The organism is Micromonospora sp. NPDC049891 (assembly GCF_040660295.1).
Taxonomy (GTDB): Bacteria; Actinomycetota; Actinomycetes; order Mycobacteriales; family Micromonosporaceae; genus Micromonospora.
In genome coordinates this window covers 146,856-166,787 of record NZ_JBFAML010000014.1, presented here as the reverse complement: position 1 = coordinate 166,787, position 19,932 = coordinate 146,856, and the positions used below count along the sequence as shown (strand labels likewise).

The window sequence follows — 19,932 nt, the reverse complement described above, 5'->3', positions numbered from 1 at the left end:
TGGGTCGGGATCCGGCGCGGATCCCGACCCAAACTTCTTGATCAACCACAGCGATAGGGGGCCGGGGGGGGGAGGGGGGGAGGTCAGCCCATGTTGGCCAGGAAGTCGCTGTAGAAGAGGCCGAGGGCGATGGCCACACCGATGCCGGCGATGATCCAGAACCGGACGACGATGTTGACCTCACTCCAGCCGGCCAGTTCGAAGTGGTGCTGGAGCGGGGACATCCGGAAGACGCGCTTGCCTGTGGTCTTGAAGGAGATGATCTGGATCACCACCGACATCGTGATGATCACGAACAGGCCACCGATGATCAGCAGGAGCAGGATGGTGCGGGTGGACATCGCCATGCCGGCGATCAGGCCACCGAGACCGAGCGCTCCGGTGTCGCCCATGAAGATCCGGGCCGGCGAGGTGTTCCACCACAGGAAGCCGACACAGGCCCCGGCCGCCGCCCCGGCGATCAGCGCGATCTCCAGCGGGTCCCGGACCGTGTAGCAGTAGTTGTCCGGATTCGCGGTGTACGCCGGGTCGGCGCACCAGTGGCGGTACTGCCAGAACGCGATCACCGCGTACGCGCCGAGCACCATCACCGAGGCCCCGGTGGCCAGCCCGTCGAGCCCGTCGGTGAGGTTGACGCCGTTCGTCGCCGCCATCACCACGAAGATGAAGATGATCACGGCGCCGATCTTGGTGACGTCCAGCGCCGGGATGTCCCGGATGAAGCTGAGCGTGGTGCTGCCGACCGTCTCGGTGTTGGTCACCGCGCCCGAGGCGTCGGTCATGGTGGAGGGGAACCAGAGCGCGACGACCCCGAACACCGCACCGACCAGGATCTGCCCGAGCAGCTTCCCGCGCGCGCTCAGGCCACCGCTGTGCCGCTTGCGCACCTTCAGGAAGTCGTCGATGAAGCCGACCGCACCACAGAAGACCATCAGCCCCAGCAGCACCAGCGCCGTGATGGTCGGCTCGACCTGGGCGATCTGCGCGTCCGGCAGGGTGGTCAGGGCGAGGTGACCGGCCACGTACGCGATGACGGTGGCCAGGATGAACACCACGCCGCCCATCGTCGGCGTGCCCTTCTTGCCCTGGTGCATCTGCGGACCATCGGTCCGGATCGGTTGGCCCGCCTTGAGCCGGGTGAAGACCCGGATCGCGATCGGGGTGCAGAACAGCGAGACGAGGAAGGCCACCCCGATGGCCACGATCACCGCTCTCACGCGGCGCCACCTCCGGCCGACGCCGACGTACCCGTGCCGTCCCCGGCGGCGTCGACGCGCAGTGCGTCGGCCACCTCCCAGGTCCGGTACCGGGAGCCCTTCACCAGGACGACGTCGCCCGGCCGTAGCTCGCTGCGCAGCACCTCGACGGCCGCCGCCTGATCGGTGAGCAGCACCGACTCTCCTCCCCAGTCACCTACCGATGTCGCCCCGTGGTGGATCGACGAGGCCGCCTCGCCGACCACGAGCAGCCGGTCCACGCCCAGCTCGGCCGCGAGGCGGCCCACCTCGGCGTGTCCCTGCGCCTCGAACTCGCCCAACTCGGCCATGTAGCCGAGCACCGCGACGGTACGCCGTCCCGCGCCGATGCCACCCAGCGCCCGCAGCGCCACCGCCATCGACGCCGGGTTGGCGTTGTACGAGTCGTCGATCACGGTCACCCCGTCGGTGCGTTCGAAGACGTCCATCCGACGGGTGGAAACCAACCCGAGCGCGCCCAACGCGATGGCCAGCTCGGCCAGCGGCATCCCCAGCTCCCGGGCCACCGCGGCGGCGGCCAGGCTGTTCCAGACCTGGTGCCGGCCGGTGAGCCCGAGTCGCACCGGCGCCCTGCCCTCCGGCGTGACCAGGGTGTACGCGGGCCGCCCCCGCTCGTCCAGCGTCACGTCCACGGCCCGCACGTCGGCATGCGCCGACTCGCCGTAGCGGATCACCCGGGCCGCGGTCCGGGCGGCCATGGCGTCGACAAGCGGGTCGTCGGCGTTGAGCACCGCCAGGCCGTCGGCCGGCAGCGCCTCGACCAGCTCGCCCTTGGCCAGGGCGATGTTCTCCTGCGACCCGAACTCGCCGATGTGCGACACCCCGACGTTGAGCACGACGGAGATCCGCGGTGGCGCGACCTCGCAGAGGTACCGCACGTGGCCGATGCCCCGGGCGCCCTTCTCCATCACCAGGTAGCGGGTGGTCGGTCCGGCCTGCAACGCCGTGTACGGGTGCCCCAGCTCGTTGTTGAAGGACCCGGGCGGGGCCACCGTCTCCCCGAGCCGGGCGGTCAACTGGGCGATCAGGTCCTTGGTGGTGGTCTTGCCGGAGGAACCGGTCAACCCGATCACGGTGAGCCCGGGCAGCCGGTCCACCACCGCACGGGCCAGCCGGCCCATCGCGGCCAACGCGTCGGCGACGATGATCATCGGTACCCCGGGCACCTCGCGGGTGCCCAGGACGGCCACCGCACCGGACGCCACGGCCGCGGCGGCGAAGTCGTGGCCGTCCACCTTCTCCCCGTCAAAGGCGACGAAGAGCCCACCGGAGGTGACCTTGCGGGAGTCGAACTCCACACTGCCGGTGACCTGCGCGTCGGGATCGGCGGCGACCAGCCGACCGTCGACCGCCGAGGCCAACTCGGCCAGGCTGAGCGTGATCACTGGCCCTCCAGATCCCCGAAGCGGCTCCGCAGCGCGTCGGCGAGTTCGGTCCGGTCGTCGAACGGGTACACCTCGCCGGCGATCTCCTGGCCCCGCTCGTGCCCCTTGCCGAGCAGGGCCACCACGTCGCCCGGCGCCGCCAGCCGCACCGCCTCGTCGATCGCCGCGCGGCGACCGCCGACCTCGATGACCCGGGCCGACGCACCGGCCTGCTGGGCGCCGGCGAGCACCTCGGCACGGATCGCCACCGGATCCTCGGTACGGGGGTTGTCGTCGGTCACCACCACCACGTCGGCACCGGCCGCGGCGGCCGCACCCATCGCCGGCCGCTTGCCCCGGTCCCGGTCGCCGCCGGCGCCGATGACGCAGATCAGCCGACCGGTGCTGAGTTCACGCAGCGCGGCCAACGCGGCCACCACGGCGTCGGTCTTGTGCGCGTAGTCGACCACCCCGCGCACCCCACCGGCCACGCCCACCGACTCCAGCCGGCCGGGCACGCCCCCGCAGGCGGCCACTCCCTCGGCGGCGGTCACCGGGCCGACCCCGGCGGCCACCAGGCTGGCGATGGCCAGCAGGGCGTTGGACACGTTGTGCCGGCCGGGCAGCGCCACCCGGGCGGGCAGCACCAGCCCGTCCGGACCGTGTGCGGTGAACCGCTGCGCGTACCCCTCGCCGGTCAACTCGTCGGCCCACCAGGTGGCGGCCGGGTCCCCGGCCGCCGAGAAGCTGACCGTGCCCGGCTTGAACAGCGCCTTCAACGCCGGGTCGTCGTGGTTGAGCACCTCGACGGCGCACCGGCCGTCGAACAGGCGAGCCTTGGCGGCGAAGTAGTCCTCGGCGTCGGCGTGGAAGTCCAGGTGGTCGGAACCGAAGTTGGTCCAGCCGCCGACGGTGAACCGCACCCCACCGACCCGGCCCATCGCCAGGGCGTGGCTGGAGACCTCCATGACCACGGCGGTGACTCCACGCTCACCGGCAGCGGCCAGCATGGCGTGCAGGTCGGTGGCCTCGGGCGTGGTCCGCACGCTGTCGATCACCAGATCACCCAGGCGGGTCTCCACGGTACCGATCAGGCCGGTGGTGTGGCCGGCCGCGCGCAGCCCCGACTCGACCAGGTACGCGGTGGAGGTCTTGCCGGCGGTGCCGGTCACCCCGATCACGGTCAACCCAGCCGTCGGGTCGCCGTAGACGGCCGAGGCGAGCGTGCCGAGCACCGCCCGGGGATCGGCCACCACCAGGGTCGGCAGCCCGCTGTCGGCGGCCCGCTCGGCACCGGCCGGATCGGTGAGCATCGCGACCGCACCGGCGGTCGCCGCGGCGGCGGCGAACTCCGCGCCGTGCCGTCGGGCGCCCGGCAGGGCCGCGTACAGATCACCGGGGCGGACCTCGCCGCTGGCGTGGGTCACCCCGGTCACCATCGGGTCGGCACTTGTCGGGGACGCCACGGCGAGCCGGGCGGCCAGGTCACCGAGCCGGATTCCGGTCACGGAACGGGGACGAGGATTGCCGCGCACGGCGTCAGACCCTACCCGGTCGCTCGGTCCGGGCCGCACGGCGCGCCTGAATCTCCGTCTCATGGAGTCGAACCGCAGGTGGCGGCTACGGGAAAACGGTGAACGTCGGTGCCGGTTCGGTCGACGGCGGTACCCGATGGTGACGCAGGGTGAAGGTCATCATCTCCCGGAAGGCCGGCGCCGAGATCTGGCCGCCACCGCCGCTCGGGCTGTGCACGAAGACCGCGATCACGTAGCGCGGGTTCTCCGCCGGGGCCATCCCGATGAACGAGGCGACCTCGCCGGGCTGCTTCTTGCCGTCGACCAGCCGCCAGCCGGTGCCGGTCTTGCCGGCGACCCGGTAACCCGGGACCGCGGCGGCCAGACCTGTGGCGTCGTCGACAGTGGTGACCGCCTCCATGATCGTGCGCAGGGCGGCGGCGTTGTCCGGGCTGAGCACCTGCCGGGTCTCCGGCTCCGGCGCGGGGGTCCGTTTCCCGTCCGGCGCGATCGTCTCCTTCAGCAGGTGCGGCTGGACGTACGTGCCGTCGTTGGCGATGGCGGCATAGGCGGCGGCCATCTGCAACGGGGTGGCGTCCACGCTGTGCCCGATCGGCACCGACCCGTGCGACGAGTCGCTCCACTCCTGCACCGGCAGCAGTCGCCCGCTCGCCTCACCGGGCATGCCGACCTCGGTCGGCTTGCCCAGACCGAACCGCCGCTGGTAGTCCAGCAGGCGTTCCGCGCCGAGCTTGTCGGCGATCTGAATGGTGCCGACGTTCGAGGAGTACGCCATCATGCCGGCGACGCTCATCCGGCGCCCGTCCGCCTGATGGGTGTCGCGGAACCAGGTGTCGCCCTTGCGGATGGCGTTGGCGACCGGGAACGACGTCTCCTGGGTGATCACCCCCTCCTGCAGAGCGGCGCCGAACGTGATCGGTTTGTGCACCGAACCCGGGTCGACGATGAAGCTGGTGGCCGCGTCCTCCCGGTCGGTCGGCTCACTCGGGAAGGGCTTCGCCGCGTTGTAGGTGGGGTGGCTGGCCTGGGCGAGCACCTCACCGGTACGCGCGTCCAGCACCACGGCAGCCCCGGTGCTGCCCTGCACCTGCTGCATCCGCTCGCTGAGGATGCGCTGCACCATGTACTGCAGGTCGCGGTCGACGGTGAGCACCACCGAACTGCCCGGCTTGGCCTTCGTGGTGCGGCTGTAGCCACCGGGAATGGGCGCGGCCAGATCCCCCAGACCGACCTCGAAGACCCGTTGGCCGTCCTCGCCGTGCAGCAGGTCGTCGAAGCGCGCCTCCAGGCCCTCCAGTCCGACCATGTCCGGGCTGGTGAAACCGATCAGGTTGGCGGCGAGATCCCCGCCGGGCACCTCGCGCCGCTCGTCTCGATGGGTGGCGATGCCGGGCAGCTTCAGCGCCATGATCTCCTTGGCGCGGCTGATGTCCACCCCCCGGGCCAGGTACTCGAACTGTGAGTCGACGCCGTTGATCCGCTTCCGGGGCTTCATCTTCTCGGCCAGTTCCGAGGCCGGGATGCCGAGCAGCGGGGAGAGCGCCCGCGCGGTCGCCGCGATGTCCACCACCCGGGTCGGGTCGGCGTAGACGTACCGGGCCTCGACGCTGTGCGCCAGGGCGGCCTCGCCGGAGCGGTCGAAGATGGCGCCACGCGGCGCGGGCAGCTGCACGGTCCGCGTCCGGTCGGCGAGCCCACCGTCGGCGTACGCCGGAGTGTCGACCGCCTGGAGCACGACGAGCCGCACGCCGACGGCGACGAAGAGGGCCAGGGTCAGCGCGGTACCCAGCCGCAGGCGACGCCCCGAGTCGGCCAGCTTGGGCGGCCGGGGTGGCTTACGCGACGGTCGGCGCGGGGGCGGCCGGTCCGCACGCCGCGGCTCCCGAGCGGCGACCCGCCGTCGGGGGGCGGTGACCGGGGGCTCGTCGCGCGGAGTCCGGTCGGTGACGGCACGGGTCACCGTGGCCCGTCCGGCGCCACCGTTGCGGCGGGCCGGACCGCCCGGTCGCCCGGCGGTACCCCGGCCACCGTCGAGGACCTGGAGAGCCGGCCGGAACGGATCCTGTGACCGGTTGCTGCGCGGGGTACGCCGCTGCTCCGCGCGCCCGGTGCCGGAGGGCGCGCCGCCCTCGCGAATGGAACGGCCCCGCGGGGTGTAGGCGCGGGCGTCGGAGATGCCGCCGATGCCCGGCTCCACGTCCCGCTCCCCCGCCGAACGGGGCGGCACCCCCCGCTGCTCGCCGCCACGCGACGAACCGCGCCGGGAGCCTTCGGCGTCCCGGCGCGGTTCCTCCGACCTCGGTGGCACGGCCTACCCCTCCGCGCCCTGCTGGCTGGCGATGGAGAGCTGCCCGCCGGCCGGCTGCGGCACCCCGATCACCTTGCCGTCCGGCAGCCGGATGTACGCCGGCTCACCCGACTCGACGAGCCCCAGCTTGCGGGCCTGAGCGGCGAGGTTGCCGGGCGACTCGGACTCGGCGATCTGCTTCTTCAGCTGCTGCTGCTCCACATCGAGCTTGGCCTGCTGCTGCTGCAACTCGTCCAGCCGGAAGGCGTTCTCGTTGATCTTCGTGTTGACCGCCAGGATGCCCAGCACCCCGCCGACGACCAGGACCACCACCAGCGCGGCGAACGGCGCCCGCGGCACCCGCACCGGCGGCGGCGGAGCGACCCGCAGCCGCGGCGACTCCGACCGCTCGGCCGCGACAGCGGCCCGCTCCACCGGACGCAGCGCCGCGCTGCCCTGGGTCGGAAACTCGCGCGCCCCCCGGGCGCGAGTCTCCGTCGACCGGTTCACCCGGTCCGTCCGCCGAGCACCGTCGCCCGCTCCCCGGGTCCGCTCCGCCGCGATCCGGCCCCCCGACCGCGGTGCGCGCTGCCCGGCGCCGGCGATGTCCCGACGCTTGTCTACATTCATGTCCCCTCCCCCTCTTCGTCCGTGGTGTCCCCCGGCGTCCGCCGCGGATCCGGACCGGATTCCGTGGCCGACCCCGTCCCCGGTTGGTGCATCGCCTTGACCCGGCGGCGGTACCGTTCGCGGTCGGTACGCCCCCGTTGCCGTGCCTGCGGGTCGATCCGCTCCGCAGCCCGCAGGCGCACCGAAGCGGCCCGCGGGTTCGCCGTGACCTCCACCTCCCCGGGCAGTTCCGCGCCCCGGCTGAGCAGCCGGAACGTCGGCTCTGACCCGGGCAGTTCGACCGGGAGGTCGATCGGGCCCGTGCTACGGACCCGATCGGCGAGCGCCTGTTTGGTGAGCCTGTCCTCCAACGAGTGGTAGGACAGGACCACCAGGCGACCGCCGACGGCGAGCCGGTCCAGAGCGGCCGGCAGCGCTGTCTCCAGCGCTGCCAGTTCTCTGTTTACCTCGATCCGTAAAGCCTGAAACGTTCTCTTTGCCGGGTGTCCCCCGGTTCGTCGGGCTGGTGCCGGAATCGACTCCCGGACCAGCTCGGCCAGTCGCGCCGACGAGGTGATCCGGCCGCGTTCCCGCTCCCGGATGATCGCCGAGGCGATCCGCCCGGCGAACTTCTCCTCGCCGTACACCCGCAGCACCCGGGCCAGGTCCGGGTGCGGGTAGGTGTTGACCACCTCCTCGGCGGTCACCCCCCGGGTCTGGTCCATCCGCATGTCCAACGGCGCGTCCTGCGCGTACGCGAACCCGCGGTCGGGCGCGTCGAGCTGCAACGAGGAGACGCCGAGATCGAACAGGACCCCGTCCACGGACGGATAACCCAGCCGGTCGAGCACCTCGGGCAGTTCGTCGTAGACGGCGTGCTCCAGGTGAACGCGGTCGGCGAACCGGGCCAGCCGGACCCTGGCGTGGGCCAGCGCCTCGGTGTCCCGGTCCAGGCCCACCAGCACCGTCTCCGGATGGGCCTGAAGCACCGCCTCGGCGTGGCCGGCGAGACCCAGCGTCGCGTCGACGTGCACGGTGCGCCCACCCCGGCCCAGCGCGGGGGCAAGCAGCTCGAGACACCGCTCGAGCAGTACCGGCACATGCGTGCCGCGTAGCTCCCCCATGTCGACCCCCACTGGTTGAACCGGTTGTATCCGCGCCCTGTTCGTCGGACGACGCCGTGCCGTCGTACCGCCAGATCCCCATCCGCTCTCCGCCCGCCCCTCGGACCGTGGCCCGGAGGGTCGGATCGTGCGCCTGGCACCGGGGAAGGGATGCCAGGAACTCGAAAGCGGCTGGAGATCTCGCAGTACGTCGGGCGTCGCCACGCCCTACAGACCGCCGGGCAGCACCCCTTCCTCTATGTCGGCGAAGTCGTCTTCGCTCTCGGCGAGGTAGGTCTCCCAGGCGATCCTGTCCCAGATCTCCACCCGGGTGCTCGCGCCGATGACCACCAGGTCCCGGTCGAGCCCCGCATATGTGCGCAGGTGCGCCGGGATGGTCACCCGGCCCTGCTTGTCCGGCACCTCGTCGTGCGCGCTGGCGAAGAACACCCGGCTGTAGGCCCGGGCCGCCTTGTGCGTCATCGGCTGCGCGCGCAACTGCTCCGCGATCCGCTGGAACTCCGGCGTCGGGAAGACGTAGAGGCAGCGCTCCTGCCCTTTGGTGATCACGACACCCCCCGCCAGCTCATCCCGGAACTTCGCCGGAAGGATCAACCGGCCTTTGTCGTCCAGGCGCGGAGTGTGGGTGCCGAGGAACATCGGCCCAACCCCCTCGCCCTTTAGCGGCGTTCGCGCGCCGCTGACCCCCCGGGCCGGTGGGCCCCTCCCGGCCCCACCAATGCGCCCCACTCTACTCCACTTCCCTCCACTCGCAACCAGATTCGACCGCGTGGCGCGCCGCGCGTCACGGCAAAACCGCACGTCAGCCGGGGTGGAGCGGAGTGGAGGGCGGAGCGGCCCGCCAGGGCGGGTCCGCTTTCCGACATAGATCGACTCCGTCCGGCCGAGCGTCATCCGACCGGGCGCCGGCAGAGCAGAGCCGAACGGATCGCCGTCGGTGCCGATCTCGCGGGTCCGCTGGTCCGGTAACCTCGCTCGCGTGACGGACGCGAAGATGCCCCTGCGGGCGAAGGTGGCCAGCTCCGTGTCACGGACCGCCGCGGCGTTGTCCCGGGCGGCGGGCCGGGGCGACGGCTCGGTGATCGGTGGTTGGCTCGGCCTCAAGATCGACCCGGAACTGCTCGCTCACCTCTCCGCCGGACGGGCCATCGCGCTGATCTCCGGCACCAACGGCAAGACCACCACCACCCGGCTCGCGGCCGCGGCCGTGGGGGTGCTCGGCCGGGTCGCCACCAACTCCTTCGGCGCCAACATGCCCACCGGGCACACCTCCGCGCTGGCCAAGGCCGGCAGCACCCCGTACGCGGTGCTGGAGGTCGACGAGCACTACCTCGCGCAGGTGATCGAGGCGACCGACCCGCACGTGGTCGCGCTGCTCAACCTCTCCCGCGACCAGTTGGACCGGGCCAAGGAAGTCGCCATGATGGCGCAGCTCTGGCGCGCGGCGCTGGCCCGTCACCCGGACATCCGCGTGGTCGCCAACGCCGACGACCCGATGGTGGTCTGGGCGGCCACCCCGCCGGCCACCCACGACCAGCGGATCACCCCGCCGCACGTCACCTGGTTCTCCGCCGGGCAGCGCTGGCACGACGACTCCTGGGTCTGCCCCGAGTGCGGCTCCACCATCCAGCGTTCCGGCGAGCAGTGGTGGTGCACCGGCTGCGCGCTACGCCGGCCCGAGCCGCAGTGGACCGTGGACGACGAGGGCGTCCTGGACCCGACCGGCGCCTGGTACAAGGTCAAGCTCCAGCTCCCCGGCAAGGTCAACGTCGGCAACGCGGCCACCGCCCTCGCCGTCGCCGCCGAATTCGGCGTACGCCCCTTCGACGCGGTCCCCCGCCTCGGTGACGTGACCTCGGTGGCCGGGCGTTACGCCCAGGTCGTCCGGGAGGGTCGCACCGTACGGCTGTTGCTGGCGAAGAACCCGGCCAGCTGGCTGGAGGCGTTCGACATGGCGGACGAGGCGCCGACGCTGCTGTCCATAAACGCCCGGGACCCCGACGGGCTGGACACCTCCTGGCTCTTCGACGTCGACTTCGCCCCGCTGCGCGGACGCCTGGTGCTCATCACCGGTGACCGGGCGTACGACCTGGCCGTGCGGCTGGAGGTCAACGACGTGCCCTTCCAGTACGTACGCACCTTCGACGAGGCGGTCCGGGCGGTACCGCCGGGTCGGCTGGAGGTCATCGCGAACTACACCGCGTTCCAGGACATCCGAGCGGAGTTGGACCGTGTCAACTGAGACCCTGCGCATCGTCTGGATCTACCCGGACCTGCTGTCGACCTACGGCGACCGGGGCAACGCCCTGATCCTGGCCCGCCGGGCTCAGCAGCGCGGGTTCCCGGTCGAGGTCCTGGAGGTCCGCTCCGACCAGCGCCTGCCCACCACCGCCGACATCTACCTCATCGGCGGTGGCGAGGACGGCCCGCAGGCGCTCGGCGCGCAACGACTGCTCGCCGACGGTGGCCTGCACCGGGCCGTGGCCCAGGGCTCGGTGGTGTTCGGCGTCTGTGCCGGCTACCAGTTGCTGGGCACCTCGTTCTTCGCCAAGGGCACCCAGTACCAGGGCCTGGAACTGCTGGACCTCTCCTCGGACCGGGGCCCCAGCCGGGCCGTCGGCGAGCTGGCCGGCGACATCGACGCACGCCTCGGCCTGCCACCGCTGACCGGGTTCGAGAACCACGGCGGCCGTACCCACCTCGGCCCCGGGGTCTCCCCGTTGGCCCGGGTCACCGCCGGGATCGGCAACGACGGTGCCACCGAGGGTGCCTGGCGCGGCAAGCTGCTCGGCACGTACTCACACGGCCCCGCGCTGGCCCGCAACCCGGCCCTGGCCGACCTGCTGCTGCGCTGGGCGACCGGCGCACAGCACCTCCCGCCGCTCGACGACACCTGGGCCGACCGGCTGCGTGCCGAACGCCGGACCGCGGTGGCCACCGCCCGGGCATGATCCGCAAGCTGCGGAGACGACTACTGCGGGCGGGCGACCCCGGAGCCGGCCCTCCACAGCCCGACACCATCGCGCCCGACGCCGTCCGGTCCGGTGCCGGCCCGGCCGAGACCCCGCCGCCCGCCGGTGCCAAGCCGACCGAGACCACAGCTGCCATCCCGGCCGACAGCGCACGGTCTGGCAGCATGATGGTCAGCGCGCCGGCCGCCGGATGGCGCCGCCTGCTGGTCGCCGCGACGCCGTCGGTCACCCGGTTCGCGCTGCTGCTGCTCCTGCTCGCCGCCTTCGGGGTGACGCTGCTGCTGGTGCCCCACCCCGAACCGACGGCACTGCCCGACCTGGCCGACCGGATGGGTCGGCTCGCTCCGGTGGCCGGTGTGCTCGGCGGGGCGCTGCTGCTGGTGGCACTGGTCCCCCGCACGTTCATCACGCTCGCCGCAGGAGCGATCTTCGGGGCCCTGGAAGGTGCCGCGTACGCGCTCGGCGCCGCGCTGCTGGCGGCGTTGATCGGCTTCACGGTGGGCCGGGTGCTGGGCCGTGAGTTCGTCGCCGAACGCGTCCGGGGTCGGCTGGCCCGCCTCGACCGCTGGTTCACCCGGCAGAGCGTCCTCGGCGTGGTCACCGTACGGCTGCTGCCGATCTCCGGTTTCGGTCTGGTCAGCTACGGCTACGGCACCACCGGTGCGCGGGTGTTGCCGTTCCTCGTCGGCAGCGTGATCGCCTCCGCGCCGACCGCGTTCGGCTATGCGGCGGTCGGCGCGGCCGTGACAAGTCCCAGCGAGATCAACTGGTTCGCCGCGGCCCCGGCCGCGCTGGGTTTCATCGCCAGCGCCGTGCTGCTCGCCCGCTGGTGGCGTGCCGAACGCCGCCCGCGGCTTGGCCGCGCCCTCCGCTGAGCGAACACCACGGGCCGCGCCCCACCACAGATCACCGTCCCGCGGACCGCGCAACGCCGGGGAGATTGCCGGGTCCGAGGCGGGTCGAGGCAGCACTTTCCCGACGTTGCGGAGCCGGCGGGCCAGTGTGTGGGCCAACGGGGTGCGATCGGACGGGGGACGAGCGGCAGGGCGATTACGGTGTGGCGTCAGCGGGGTGGGGCGACCAGGCCGGCTTCGTAGGCGGCGATGACCAGGTGCACCCGGTCACGGGCGCCGAGCTTGCTGAACAGGCGGGCCACGTGCGCCTTGGCGGTGGCCACACTGATCACCAGTTCGGCGGCGATCTCGGCGTTGGACAGGCCTCGGCCCACGAGGGTGAGCACCTCGCGCTCCCGATCGGTCACCCCGGCGAGCGGCCGGGGCATCGGGGCCGCTGGCCGGCGGCTGAACTCGGCAATCAGTCGGCGGGTGACGCCCGGTGCGATCAACGCGTCCCCGGCCGCCACCACCCGGATCGCGCCGAGAATGTCCTCCAGCGCCATGTCCTTGACCAGAAAGCCGCTCGCGCCGGCCCGCAGGGCCGCGTGCACGTGCTCGTCGTCGTCGAACGTGGTGAGCACCAGCACCCGGACGGGTCCACCGGAGTCGGTGATCGTCCGCGTCGCCTGGATGCCGTCGGTTCCCGGCATCCGTAGATCCATCAGCACCACGTCGGGCAACATCTCACGAGCCAGACGCACCGCCTCGGCGCCGGTGCCGGCCTCGCCGACCACCGCCATGTCCGGCACGTCGGCGATCAGGACCCGTAGCCCGGCCCGCACCAGCGGCTGGTCATCCACGAGCAGCACCCGGATGGTCACCCGTCCACCGCCTCGTCCCAACGACCATCGGTCCCGCCACCACGATCCGAACGACCACCGGCGCCGCCGTCGGTCGGACGACCGCCGGCAGAACCAGCACCACTCAGTCGGCCCCCGACCCGACCGTCGTCAGCGGGACGACCGCCGGCCCGGTCGCCATCGGCCGGACGACCGCCAGCCGGGACGGCGGTCTCCGACGACACCGGCAGCCGGGCCGTCACCCGGAAGCCTCCCTCGGGCCGTGGCCCGGCCCGGAGGTGGCCACCGACGGCCAGCACCCGCTCGCGCATGCCGATCAGTCCGTGCCCGTCGACGCCGATCGGGCCGCCACGGCCATCGTCGACGACCTCCACCATGACCGCGTCGTCGCCACGCTCGACGATGACCTGGCACGCGTCGACCCCGGCGTGGCGGACCACGTTCGTGAGGGCCTCCTGGACGATGCGGAACGCGGCGAGGTCGACCTCGGCCGGGACGGGCGCGTCGCCGGTCGTACGCAGCTCGACCCGAACACCGGCATCGCCGGTGGCCGCGACCAGCCGGTCCAGGTCCGCCAACCCGGGCGCGGGCTCCAGCGACGCCGGATCCCCGTCGCCGTGGCGCAGCGCGCCGAGGGTACGCCGCAGCCCGGCCAGGGTGTCCCGGCTGGCCGCCTCGATGGTGGCCAGGGCGGCGCGGGCCTGCGCCGGCTGGGTGTCGATCACCCGCGCGCCCACTCCGGCCTGGATGGCGATGACACCGATGCTGTGCGCGACCATGTCGTGCAGCTCCCTGGCGATGCGCAGCCGTTCGGCGGTGACCGCCTCGGTGGCGGCGTGGACGCGCAGCGCGGCCGCGTAGTTCCGCCGGGCCCGCACCGAGTTGCCGGTGATCCAGGCTGCCGCGACCGCCAGCACGGTCAGCGCGGCCTGGTTCACCGGCTCGACTCCGAGGTTCACGAAGGCCGCGAGCAACTGCGTCACCAGCACCACCCCGGCGGCGGGCACCGACACCCGACGGGAACGGTTGGCGGCGACCACGGCGAGCGCCGCGTCGACGGCGAGGAACTGGAGGTTGAACAGATCACCGAGGTATCCCGGGTCCCGGCCGTGCACGGTCGCGCTGCACAGCGTCGCACCGGCGAGCATCAGGCCGAGCGCGGTCAGCGGCCGGCGGCGCAGCAGACCCGCCGGTAGCGCCACGATCAGCACCGGCACCAGGTAACGCACCGGCAGCCACCAGCCCACGACGCCGACACCGTCGCCGCTGTTCGCCACGGCCGGCGCCATCACCCAGAGCGCGGGCAGGAGCGCGACCCCGGCCCACACCAGCACCGCCCGCAACACCGGCACGGCGCCACGCGGCCGGAGCAGGGCGATGGCGTTCACCGGCACACGGTATCCAGCTCCGCGCCGCACCGGCATCGGCCCGGGGGCGTACGCCCGCAGGCCACCGCCGTGGTGCTCGGTACGGCCGGCGGGGTGACGCGGTCGGGCCCGGCGACCGGCAGCGTGAACGGCATGATCGAACTTGATGGCCTGACCCGGCGGTACGGCCGTACCACAGCCGTCGACGACCTGACCCTGACCGTCCGGCCGGGCCGGGTGACCGGCTTCCTCGGCCCCAACGGAGCCGGCAAGTCCACCACCCTGCGCATGGTTCTCGGGCTGACCACCCCGACGAGTGGCACCGCCACCGTCGGCGGCGTCCGGTTCCGGGAGCTTGCCCGCGGGCTGCGGCACGCCGGCGCGTTGCTCGATGCCGCGGACGTGCACGGCGGGCGCAGCGCCCGCGCCCACCTGGCCAGCCTGGCTCGCAGCAACGGCATCGGGGCCGCCCGGGTCGACGAGGTGCTGGGGCAGGTCGGCCTCGACGACGCCGCCGACCGCCGGGTCGGGGGGTTCTCGCTGGGGATGCGGCAACGCCTCGGTATCGCCGCTGCGCTGCTGGGCGACCCACCCGTGTTGATGTTCGACGAGCCGTTCAACGGCCTGGACCCGGAGGGGGTGCGCTGGGTGCGGGGGTTGTTCCGCCGGCTCGCCGCCGAGGGCCGCACGGTCTTCGTCTCCAGTCACCTGATGGGCGAGGTGGAGCACTGCGCCGACCACCTCGTGGTCATCGGCCGGGGCCGCCTGATCGCCGAGGAGTCCCTGGACGAGTTCGCCGCCCGCGTCGGTCGCACCGAGGTCGTCGTGCGTACCCCCGAACCGGCCACCCTGACCACGGCGCTGGCGGACGCCGGCGCGAGCGTGCACCCGGATCCCGCTGGTGCGCTGAGCGTGACCGGGGTGAGCGCCGAGCAGATCGCGGAGCTGGCCCTGGGTCTGCGGATCCCGCTGCACGAGCTGACCACCCGCACCGCCTCGCTGGAGGAGGCCTTCATGGCGCTCACCGCCGCCGATGTCGAGTACGCCGCCCGGGAGAGCCGATGACCGCCGTGACCCGACCCGCCACGCCGACCACCCCCACCCGTCCGGCGCGTTTCCGTGACCTGCTCGCCGCCGAATGGATCAAGCTCTGGTCGCTGCGCTCCACCTGGGCTGCCTTCGCCCTGATCCTGCTCGCCATGGTGGGCCTCGCCGTCCACGCCGCGTTGGCCACCCACGCGGGCTGGCCGGACTGGCCGGCCGAGCGACGGGCGGTGCGCTCCCCGCTCTGGGACGCCTTCCCCACCGAGGCGCAGATGTTCGTCGTCCTCGCCGCCGGTGGTGTCGGCGCGGTCGCGATCGGCGGCGAGTACGCCTCAGGGCTGATGCGTACCACGTTCGCGGCCGTCCCTCGGCGAAGCGCCGTCGCCGCCGCGAAGCTGACCGTGCTGACCGGCGTGCTGACCCTGCTGGGGGCGCTGGGTGCGGCGGCGGCGTTCACGGTGTCGCAGGCGATCCTCGCCGACGTCGGCGCGAACATGTCCGTCGGTGACCCCGGCGCCCTGCGTGGCATCGCCGCCTCCGCGCTGCTGGTGCCGCTCTGCGCGCTTGTCGGTATGGCCCTCGCCGCGCTGATCCGGCACACCGCGCCGACAATCGTCACCGCCGCGACGGTGCTGCTCCTGCTGCCCACCGCCGTCAACGAGGACGAACGCTGGAGCGCGCTGCTCCGGCACGCCATGCCGCTCCCCGCATGGCAGCGGCTGATGGAGCCGACCGGCCCCCCGGCCTGGCTCGACAACCCCTATCCCGCGACCGTCACCGGAGCCTGGACCACCTACGCCGCCTGGGCCGCAGCAGCCACCCTGATCACCATCACAGCCCTACCCCGCCGCCACCCCTAACCCCCTCCCCCACTCCCACCCCACCCTCACCCTCCCGCGTTGATCATGAGGTTAGCGGCAGTTTGAAGATCATCTACTGCCGTCAACCTCATGATCAACGCGGGAGGGCCGGGAGGGTGGGGAGGGCCGGGTGGGGGTGGGGTCAGGCGACGATTGAGACCATTCGGTTGGGGATGACGATGACCTTGCGGGGGTCCTTGCCGGCCAGGACGGTGGCTACGGCTGCCAGGGCCGCTGCCCGTACGTCGGTCTCGCCTGCGTCGGCGGGGACCTCGATGCGACCCCGGACCTTGCCGTTGACCTGCACCGGGTAGGTGACGGTCTCGGCGACCAGCAGGGCCGGGTCGGCGACCGGGAAGTCCGCGTACGTCAGTGAGGTCGAGTGGCCCAGCCGTTGCCACAGCTCCTCGGCGACGTGCGGGGCGAACGGCGCGACCATCAGCACCAGCGGCTCGGCCACCTCGCGCGGGGTACCCGCCAGCCGGGTCACCCCGTTGGTCAGCTCGATCAGCTTGGCGATCGCGGTGTTGAAGCGGATCTGCTCCATGTCGCCCCGGACACCGTCGATGACCTTGTGCAGCAGCCGCCGGGTCTGCTCGTCGGCGGGGGCGTCCACCACCCGCGACTGCCCGGTCTGCTCGTCGACGACGGCCCGCCAGACCCGTTGCAGGAAGCGGTACGAGCCGACCACCGCCCGGGTCTCCCACGGACGGGACACCTCCAGCGGGCCCATCGACATCTCGTACACCCGGAACGTGTCGGCGCCGTAGGCGGCACACATCTCGTCCGGGGTGACCACGTTCTTCAGGGACTTGCCCATCTTGCCGTACTCGCGGTTGACCTGGACGTCGCCCAGGAAGTAGCCGCCGTCACGCTCGGCGACCTCCTCCGCCGGCACGTAGGCGCCCCGGGCGTCGGTGTACGCGTACGCCTGGATGTAGCCCTGGTTGAACAGCTTGCGGAACGGCTCGAACGACGACACGTGGCCCAGGTCGTACAGCACCTTGTGCCAGAACCGGGCGTACAGCAGGTGCAGCACGGCGTGCTCGGCCCCACCGACGTACAGGTCGACACCGCCGCAGTCGCCCTCGCCACGCGGTCCCATCCAGTACCGCTCGTTGTCCGCGTCGACGAACCGGTCGCTGTTCGTCGGGTCCAGGTAGCGCAGCTCGTACCAGCAGGAGCCGGCCCACTGCGGCATCACGTTCGTCTCCCGGGTGTACCGCTTCGGGCCGTCACCCAGGTCCAGCTCGACCTCGACCCAGTCGCGGCGGCGCGACAGCGGCGTCTCCGGGTCGCTGTTCGCGTCCTGCGGGTCGAAGGTACGCGGGGAGAAGTCGTCCACCTCGGGCAGCTCGACCGGCAGCATCTCCTCCGGCAGCGCGATCGCCGCGCCGTCGGCGTCGTAGACGATCGGAAACGGCTCGCCCCAGTAGCGCTGCCGGCTGAACAGCCAGTCCCGCAGCCGGTAGGTCACCGCGCCCTGGCCGCTGCCGGTCTCCTCCAGCCAGCCGATGATCCGGGCCTTGGCCTCGGCCACCCCCAGGCCGTCCAGGTCCAGGCCGCGCTCGGGCGCGGCGCTGTTGATGGCCGGGCCGTCCCCGGTGTACGCCTTGCCGTCGAAGCCCTCCGGCGGCTGCACGGTACGCACGATCGGCAGCTCGAAGACCTCGGCGAACTCCCAGTCCCGCTCGTCCTGGGCGGGCACCGCCATGATCGCGCCGGTGCCGTACCCGGCCAGCACGTAGTCGGCGATGAAGATCGGGATCTGGCCGCCGGTGACCGGGTTGGTGGCGTACGCGCCGGTGAAGACGCCTGTCTTCTCCTTCGTCTCGGCCTGCCGTTCCACGTCGGTCTTGGCGGCCGCCGCCTTGCGGTACGCCTCGACGGCCTCCCGCGGGCCGGCGTGCCCGCCGGTCCACGCGTCCCGGGTGCCCTCCGGCCAGGCCGCCGGCACCAGCGTGTCGACCAGCTCGTGTTCCGGGGCCAGCACCATGTAGGTGGCGCCGAAGACGGTGTCGGGCCGGGTCGTGAACACCCGGATCGGGGCGGCCGGGGTCGGGAAGTCGATGTGCGCGCCCTGCGACCGGCCGATCCAGTTGCGCTGCATCAGCTTGATCGGCTCCGGCCAGTCCAGCTTGTCCAGGTCGTCCAGCAGCCGGTCGCCGTACGCGGTGATCCGCATCATCCACTGCTTCAGGTTGCGCTTGAAGACCGGGAAGTTGCCCCGCTCGGAGCGGCCGTCGGCGGTGACCTCCTCGTTGGCCAGCACCGTGCCCAGCCCGGGGCACCAGTTCACCGGCGCCTGCGACACGTACGCCAGGCGGTGGTCGTCGACGATGGCGCGTCGCTCGGCGGGTGACAGCTCGGCCCACGGCCGACCGTCCGGGGTGCGCCGGTCACCACCGGCGAACTCGGCGATCAGCTCACTTATCGGCCGGGCCCGACCGGCCTCACGGTCGTACCACGAGTTGAAGATCTGCAGGAAGATCCACTGCGTCCAGCGGTAGAAGTCGGTCTCGATGGTGGCCACCGAACGCCGCTGGTCGTGGGCCAGCCCCAGCCGGCGCAGCTGTGCCCGGTAGCGTTCGATGTTGGCTTCGGTGGTGGTCCTCGGATGGGTGCCGGTCTGCACCGCGTACTGCTCGGCGGGCAGGCCGAACGCGTCGAAGCCCATCGCGTGCAGCACGTTGCGGCCGGCCATCCGCTGGTACCGGGCGAAGCAGTCGGTGCCGATGTAGCCCAGCGGGTGCCCGACGTGCAGCCCGGCGCCGGACGGGTAGGGGAACATGTCCAGCACGTACAGCTTCTCCGCGCCGGACCGGGGGTGGGCCGGGTCGGCCAGCGGACCGGACGGGTTCGGCGCGTGGAAGCTGCCCTCCCGCTCCCAACGGTCCTGCCAGCGGCGTTCGATCTCGTCGGCCAGCGCCGCGGTGTACCGGAACGGTGGGACGTCTGCCTCGGTCATGGCCTTCTCCTCGCGTCGCTCGGCGGAGTCTGTCGCAGTGCTGGCTGGTCTCGGGTCTGCCTCGACGGCCCGTCCCGGGCCGGCGGCGGGCACGAAAAAGCCCCTCACGCAGGAGGGGCCGCCGTGCTGTCGCGCGCTCAGCGCATCAGCACGGCCCGGTAAGAAGCAGGAAGACTCCGGCCATGACCGGCAGTGTACCGCGCGTGATGCGACGCCGCTTCCCACCACCCCTCAGGCGGAGTCCCGGGCCGGCTCGTCGCCGCCCTCGCCCGCCCGACCGCCGAGTTCGTCGTACCTGGTGATCGGCGCCAGCGGCGCCCCGGCCCGGTACGCCGCCCGGGCCAGGGCGTAGCCGCCGATCGGCGCCGTGAACAGTTGCAGCGCGACAGCGGCGACGACCACCAGGGCGGTACGCCAGCCGGGAATCAGCAGCAACACGCCGAGCAGGACGAAACTCAGCCCCAGGCTGGCGGCCTTGGCCACGGAGTTCATCCGGTTGTACACGTCCGGCAGGCGGATCAGGCCGACCGCGCTTATCGCGATCAGCCCGGTGCCGAGCAGCAGCAGCGCCGATGCCGCCAGGGTCCGGATCACCGCTGCCTCCGGTGCACCAGCCGGGCCATCGCCACCGTCGCCAGGAAGCTCACAAGCGTCCCGGTGAGCACCAGGTCGAGCAGATCAGGGGCGTCCAGCCGGGCGGCGAGCACGGCCAGGGCGGCCAGGAAGACGAAGAAGCCGAGGTCCAGCGCGGCCGCCCGGTCGGCGTCGGTCGGACCGACCACCAGCCGGCCGATCACCACCGCCATCGAGGCCGCCAGAACCACGAGCACCACGTCGAGCAGGAACATCG

Annotated in this window: 17 protein-coding genes; 5 read left to right on the top strand and 12 right to left on the bottom strand. The window is 72.6% G+C overall.

The genetic code is table 11. From position 1 onward, the window contains the following. Positions 1-83 precede the first annotated feature (83 nt). From mraY to mraZ, 7 genes are all read right to left on the bottom strand, one after another. Positions 84-1,217: a phospho-N-acetylmuramoyl-pentapeptide-transferase gene (mraY, locus tag AB0I71_RS19545; RefSeq protein ID WP_357586480.1), complete on the bottom strand. Its 1,134-nt coding sequence runs from the start codon at positions 1,215-1,217 to the stop codon at positions 84-86. After that, positions 1,214-2,641, bottom strand: coding sequence for a UDP-N-acetylmuramoyl-tripeptide--D-alanyl-D-alanine ligase (gene murF / locus AB0I71_RS19540; RefSeq protein ID WP_357586478.1), 1,428 nt, complete (start codon positions 2,639-2,641; stop codon positions 1,214-1,216). The genes mraY and murF overlap by 4 nt, the downstream gene beginning before the upstream one ends. Next, the gene (locus AB0I71_RS19535; RefSeq protein WP_357586504.1) at positions 2,638-4,194 is read right to left on the bottom strand and encodes a UDP-N-acetylmuramoyl-L-alanyl-D-glutamate--2,6-diaminopimelate ligase; all 1,557 of its coding nucleotides are present in this window, start codon (positions 4,192-4,194) and stop codon (positions 2,638-2,640) included. Before AB0I71_RS19535 ends, murF begins: the two co-directional genes overlap by 4 nt. Before the next feature lie 46 nt (positions 4,195-4,240). Beyond that, positions 4,241-6,463 (bottom strand): penicillin-binding protein 2, encoded by a 2,223-nt coding sequence (locus AB0I71_RS19530; RefSeq protein ID WP_357586476.1) that lies wholly within the window; start codon positions 6,461-6,463, stop codon positions 4,241-4,243. A gap of 3 nt (positions 6,464-6,466) precedes the next feature. Further along, complete coding sequence (locus AB0I71_RS19525; RefSeq protein WP_357586474.1) at positions 6,467-7,072, bottom strand: septum formation initiator family protein; 606 nt, start codon at positions 7,070-7,072, stop codon at positions 6,467-6,469. Beyond that, positions 7,069-8,175 carry a 16S rRNA (cytosine(1402)-N(4))-methyltransferase RsmH gene (gene rsmH, locus AB0I71_RS19520; protein ID WP_357586472.1) on the bottom strand — a complete coding sequence of 369 codons (1,107 nt, stop codon included), beginning with the start codon at positions 8,173-8,175 and terminating at the stop codon, positions 7,069-7,071. The genes AB0I71_RS19525 and rsmH overlap by 4 nt, the downstream gene beginning before the upstream one ends. A gap of 207 nt (positions 8,176-8,382) precedes the next feature. Beyond that, entirely contained in the window at positions 8,383-8,814 is a 432-nt protein-coding gene (gene mraZ, locus AB0I71_RS19515) for a division/cell wall cluster transcriptional repressor MraZ (protein ID WP_357586470.1), read from the bottom strand. Between the two features lie 355 nt (positions 8,815-9,169). On the opposite strand from mraZ, the gene AB0I71_RS19510 reads away from it, so the two are divergent. From AB0I71_RS19510 to AB0I71_RS19500, 3 genes are all read left to right on the top strand, one after another. Beyond that, entirely contained in the window at positions 9,170-10,417 is a 1,248-nt protein-coding gene (locus tag AB0I71_RS19510; RefSeq protein ID WP_357586502.1) for a MurT ligase domain-containing protein, read from the top strand. Then, complete coding sequence (locus tag AB0I71_RS19505; RefSeq protein WP_357586468.1) at positions 10,407-11,126, top strand: glutamine amidotransferase; 720 nt, start codon at positions 10,407-10,409, stop codon at positions 11,124-11,126. Before AB0I71_RS19510 ends, AB0I71_RS19505 begins: the two co-directional genes overlap by 11 nt. A gap of 185 nt (positions 11,127-11,311) precedes the next feature. Then, entirely contained in the window at positions 11,312-12,022 is a 711-nt protein-coding gene (locus AB0I71_RS19500) for a VTT domain-containing protein (RefSeq protein ID WP_357586500.1), read from the top strand. A 188-nt stretch (positions 12,023-12,210) separates the two neighbouring features. Here AB0I71_RS19500 and AB0I71_RS19495 read toward each other — a convergent pair whose 3' ends face one another. Together AB0I71_RS19495 and AB0I71_RS19490 are read right to left on the bottom strand one after the other, a co-directional pair. After that, positions 12,211-12,864, bottom strand: coding sequence for a response regulator transcription factor (locus tag AB0I71_RS19495; protein ID WP_357586465.1), 654 nt, complete (start codon positions 12,862-12,864; stop codon positions 12,211-12,213). Continuing rightward, a complete protein-coding gene (locus AB0I71_RS19490) occupies positions 12,861-14,231 on the bottom strand; it encodes a histidine kinase (protein ID WP_357586463.1) in 1,371 nt (456 codons plus the stop codon). The genes AB0I71_RS19495 and AB0I71_RS19490 overlap by 4 nt, the downstream gene beginning before the upstream one ends. A gap of 132 nt (positions 14,232-14,363) precedes the next feature. On the opposite strand from AB0I71_RS19490, the gene AB0I71_RS19485 reads away from it, so the two are divergent. Both AB0I71_RS19485 and AB0I71_RS19480 read left to right on the top strand, forming a co-directional pair. Further along, positions 14,364-15,275 carry an ATP-binding cassette domain-containing protein gene (locus tag AB0I71_RS19485; RefSeq protein ID WP_357586461.1) on the top strand — a complete coding sequence of 304 codons (912 nt, stop codon included), beginning with the start codon at positions 14,364-14,366 and terminating at the stop codon, positions 15,273-15,275. After that, the gene (locus AB0I71_RS19480) at positions 15,272-16,114 is read left to right on the top strand and encodes a hypothetical protein (RefSeq protein WP_357586459.1); all 843 of its coding nucleotides are present in this window, start codon (positions 15,272-15,274) and stop codon (positions 16,112-16,114) included. The genes AB0I71_RS19485 and AB0I71_RS19480 overlap by 4 nt, the downstream gene beginning before the upstream one ends. A gap of 142 nt (positions 16,115-16,256) precedes the next feature. On the opposite strand, the gene leuS is transcribed toward AB0I71_RS19480, so the two are convergent. From leuS to AB0I71_RS19465, 3 genes are all read right to left on the bottom strand, one after another. Beyond that, positions 16,257-19,082, bottom strand: coding sequence for a leucine--tRNA ligase (leuS, locus tag AB0I71_RS19475; RefSeq protein ID WP_357586457.1), 2,826 nt, complete (start codon positions 19,080-19,082; stop codon positions 16,257-16,259). A 231-nt stretch (positions 19,083-19,313) separates the two neighbouring features. Then, on the bottom strand, positions 19,314-19,676 hold the full coding sequence (mnhG, locus tag AB0I71_RS19470) for a monovalent cation/H(+) antiporter subunit G (RefSeq protein ID WP_357586455.1): 363 nt from the start codon (positions 19,674-19,676) through the stop codon (positions 19,314-19,316). Further along, entirely contained in the window at positions 19,673-19,930 is a 258-nt protein-coding gene (locus tag AB0I71_RS19465) for a monovalent cation/H+ antiporter complex subunit F (protein WP_357586498.1), read from the bottom strand. The genes mnhG and AB0I71_RS19465 overlap by 4 nt, the downstream gene beginning before the upstream one ends. Positions 19,931-19,932 lie beyond the last annotated feature (2 nt).

What these genes read in the sequence shown, in the direction of transcription:
- AB0I71_RS19480 (WP_357586459.1), top strand. Translation starts at nt 15,272, where the DNA reads ATGACCGCCGTGACCCGACCCGCCACGCCGACCACCCCCACCCGTCCG.
- leuS (WP_357586457.1), bottom strand. Translation starts at nt 19,082, where the DNA reads ATGACCGAGGCAGACGTCCCACCGTTCCGGTACACCGCGGCGCTGGCC.
- rsmH (WP_357586472.1), bottom strand. Translation starts at nt 8,175, where the DNA reads ATGGGGGAGCTACGCGGCACGCATGTGCCGGTACTGCTCGAGCGGTGT.
- AB0I71_RS19525 (WP_357586474.1), bottom strand. Translation starts at nt 7,072, where the DNA reads ATGAATGTAGACAAGCGTCGGGACATCGCCGGCGCCGGGCAGCGCGCA.
- AB0I71_RS19500 (WP_357586500.1), top strand. Translation starts at nt 11,312, where the DNA reads ATGATGGTCAGCGCGCCGGCCGCCGGATGGCGCCGCCTGCTGGTCGCC.
- AB0I71_RS19510 (WP_357586502.1), top strand. Translation starts at nt 9,170, where the DNA reads ATGCCCCTGCGGGCGAAGGTGGCCAGCTCCGTGTCACGGACCGCCGCG.
- mraZ (WP_357586470.1), bottom strand. Translation starts at nt 8,814, where the DNA reads ATGTTCCTCGGCACCCACACTCCGCGCCTGGACGACAAAGGCCGGTTG.
- AB0I71_RS19485 (WP_357586461.1), top strand. Translation starts at nt 14,364, where the DNA reads ATGATCGAACTTGATGGCCTGACCCGGCGGTACGGCCGTACCACAGCC.
- AB0I71_RS19465 (WP_357586498.1), bottom strand. Translation starts at nt 19,930, where the DNA reads ATGTTCCTGCTCGACGTGGTGCTCGTGGTTCTGGCGGCCTCGATGGCG.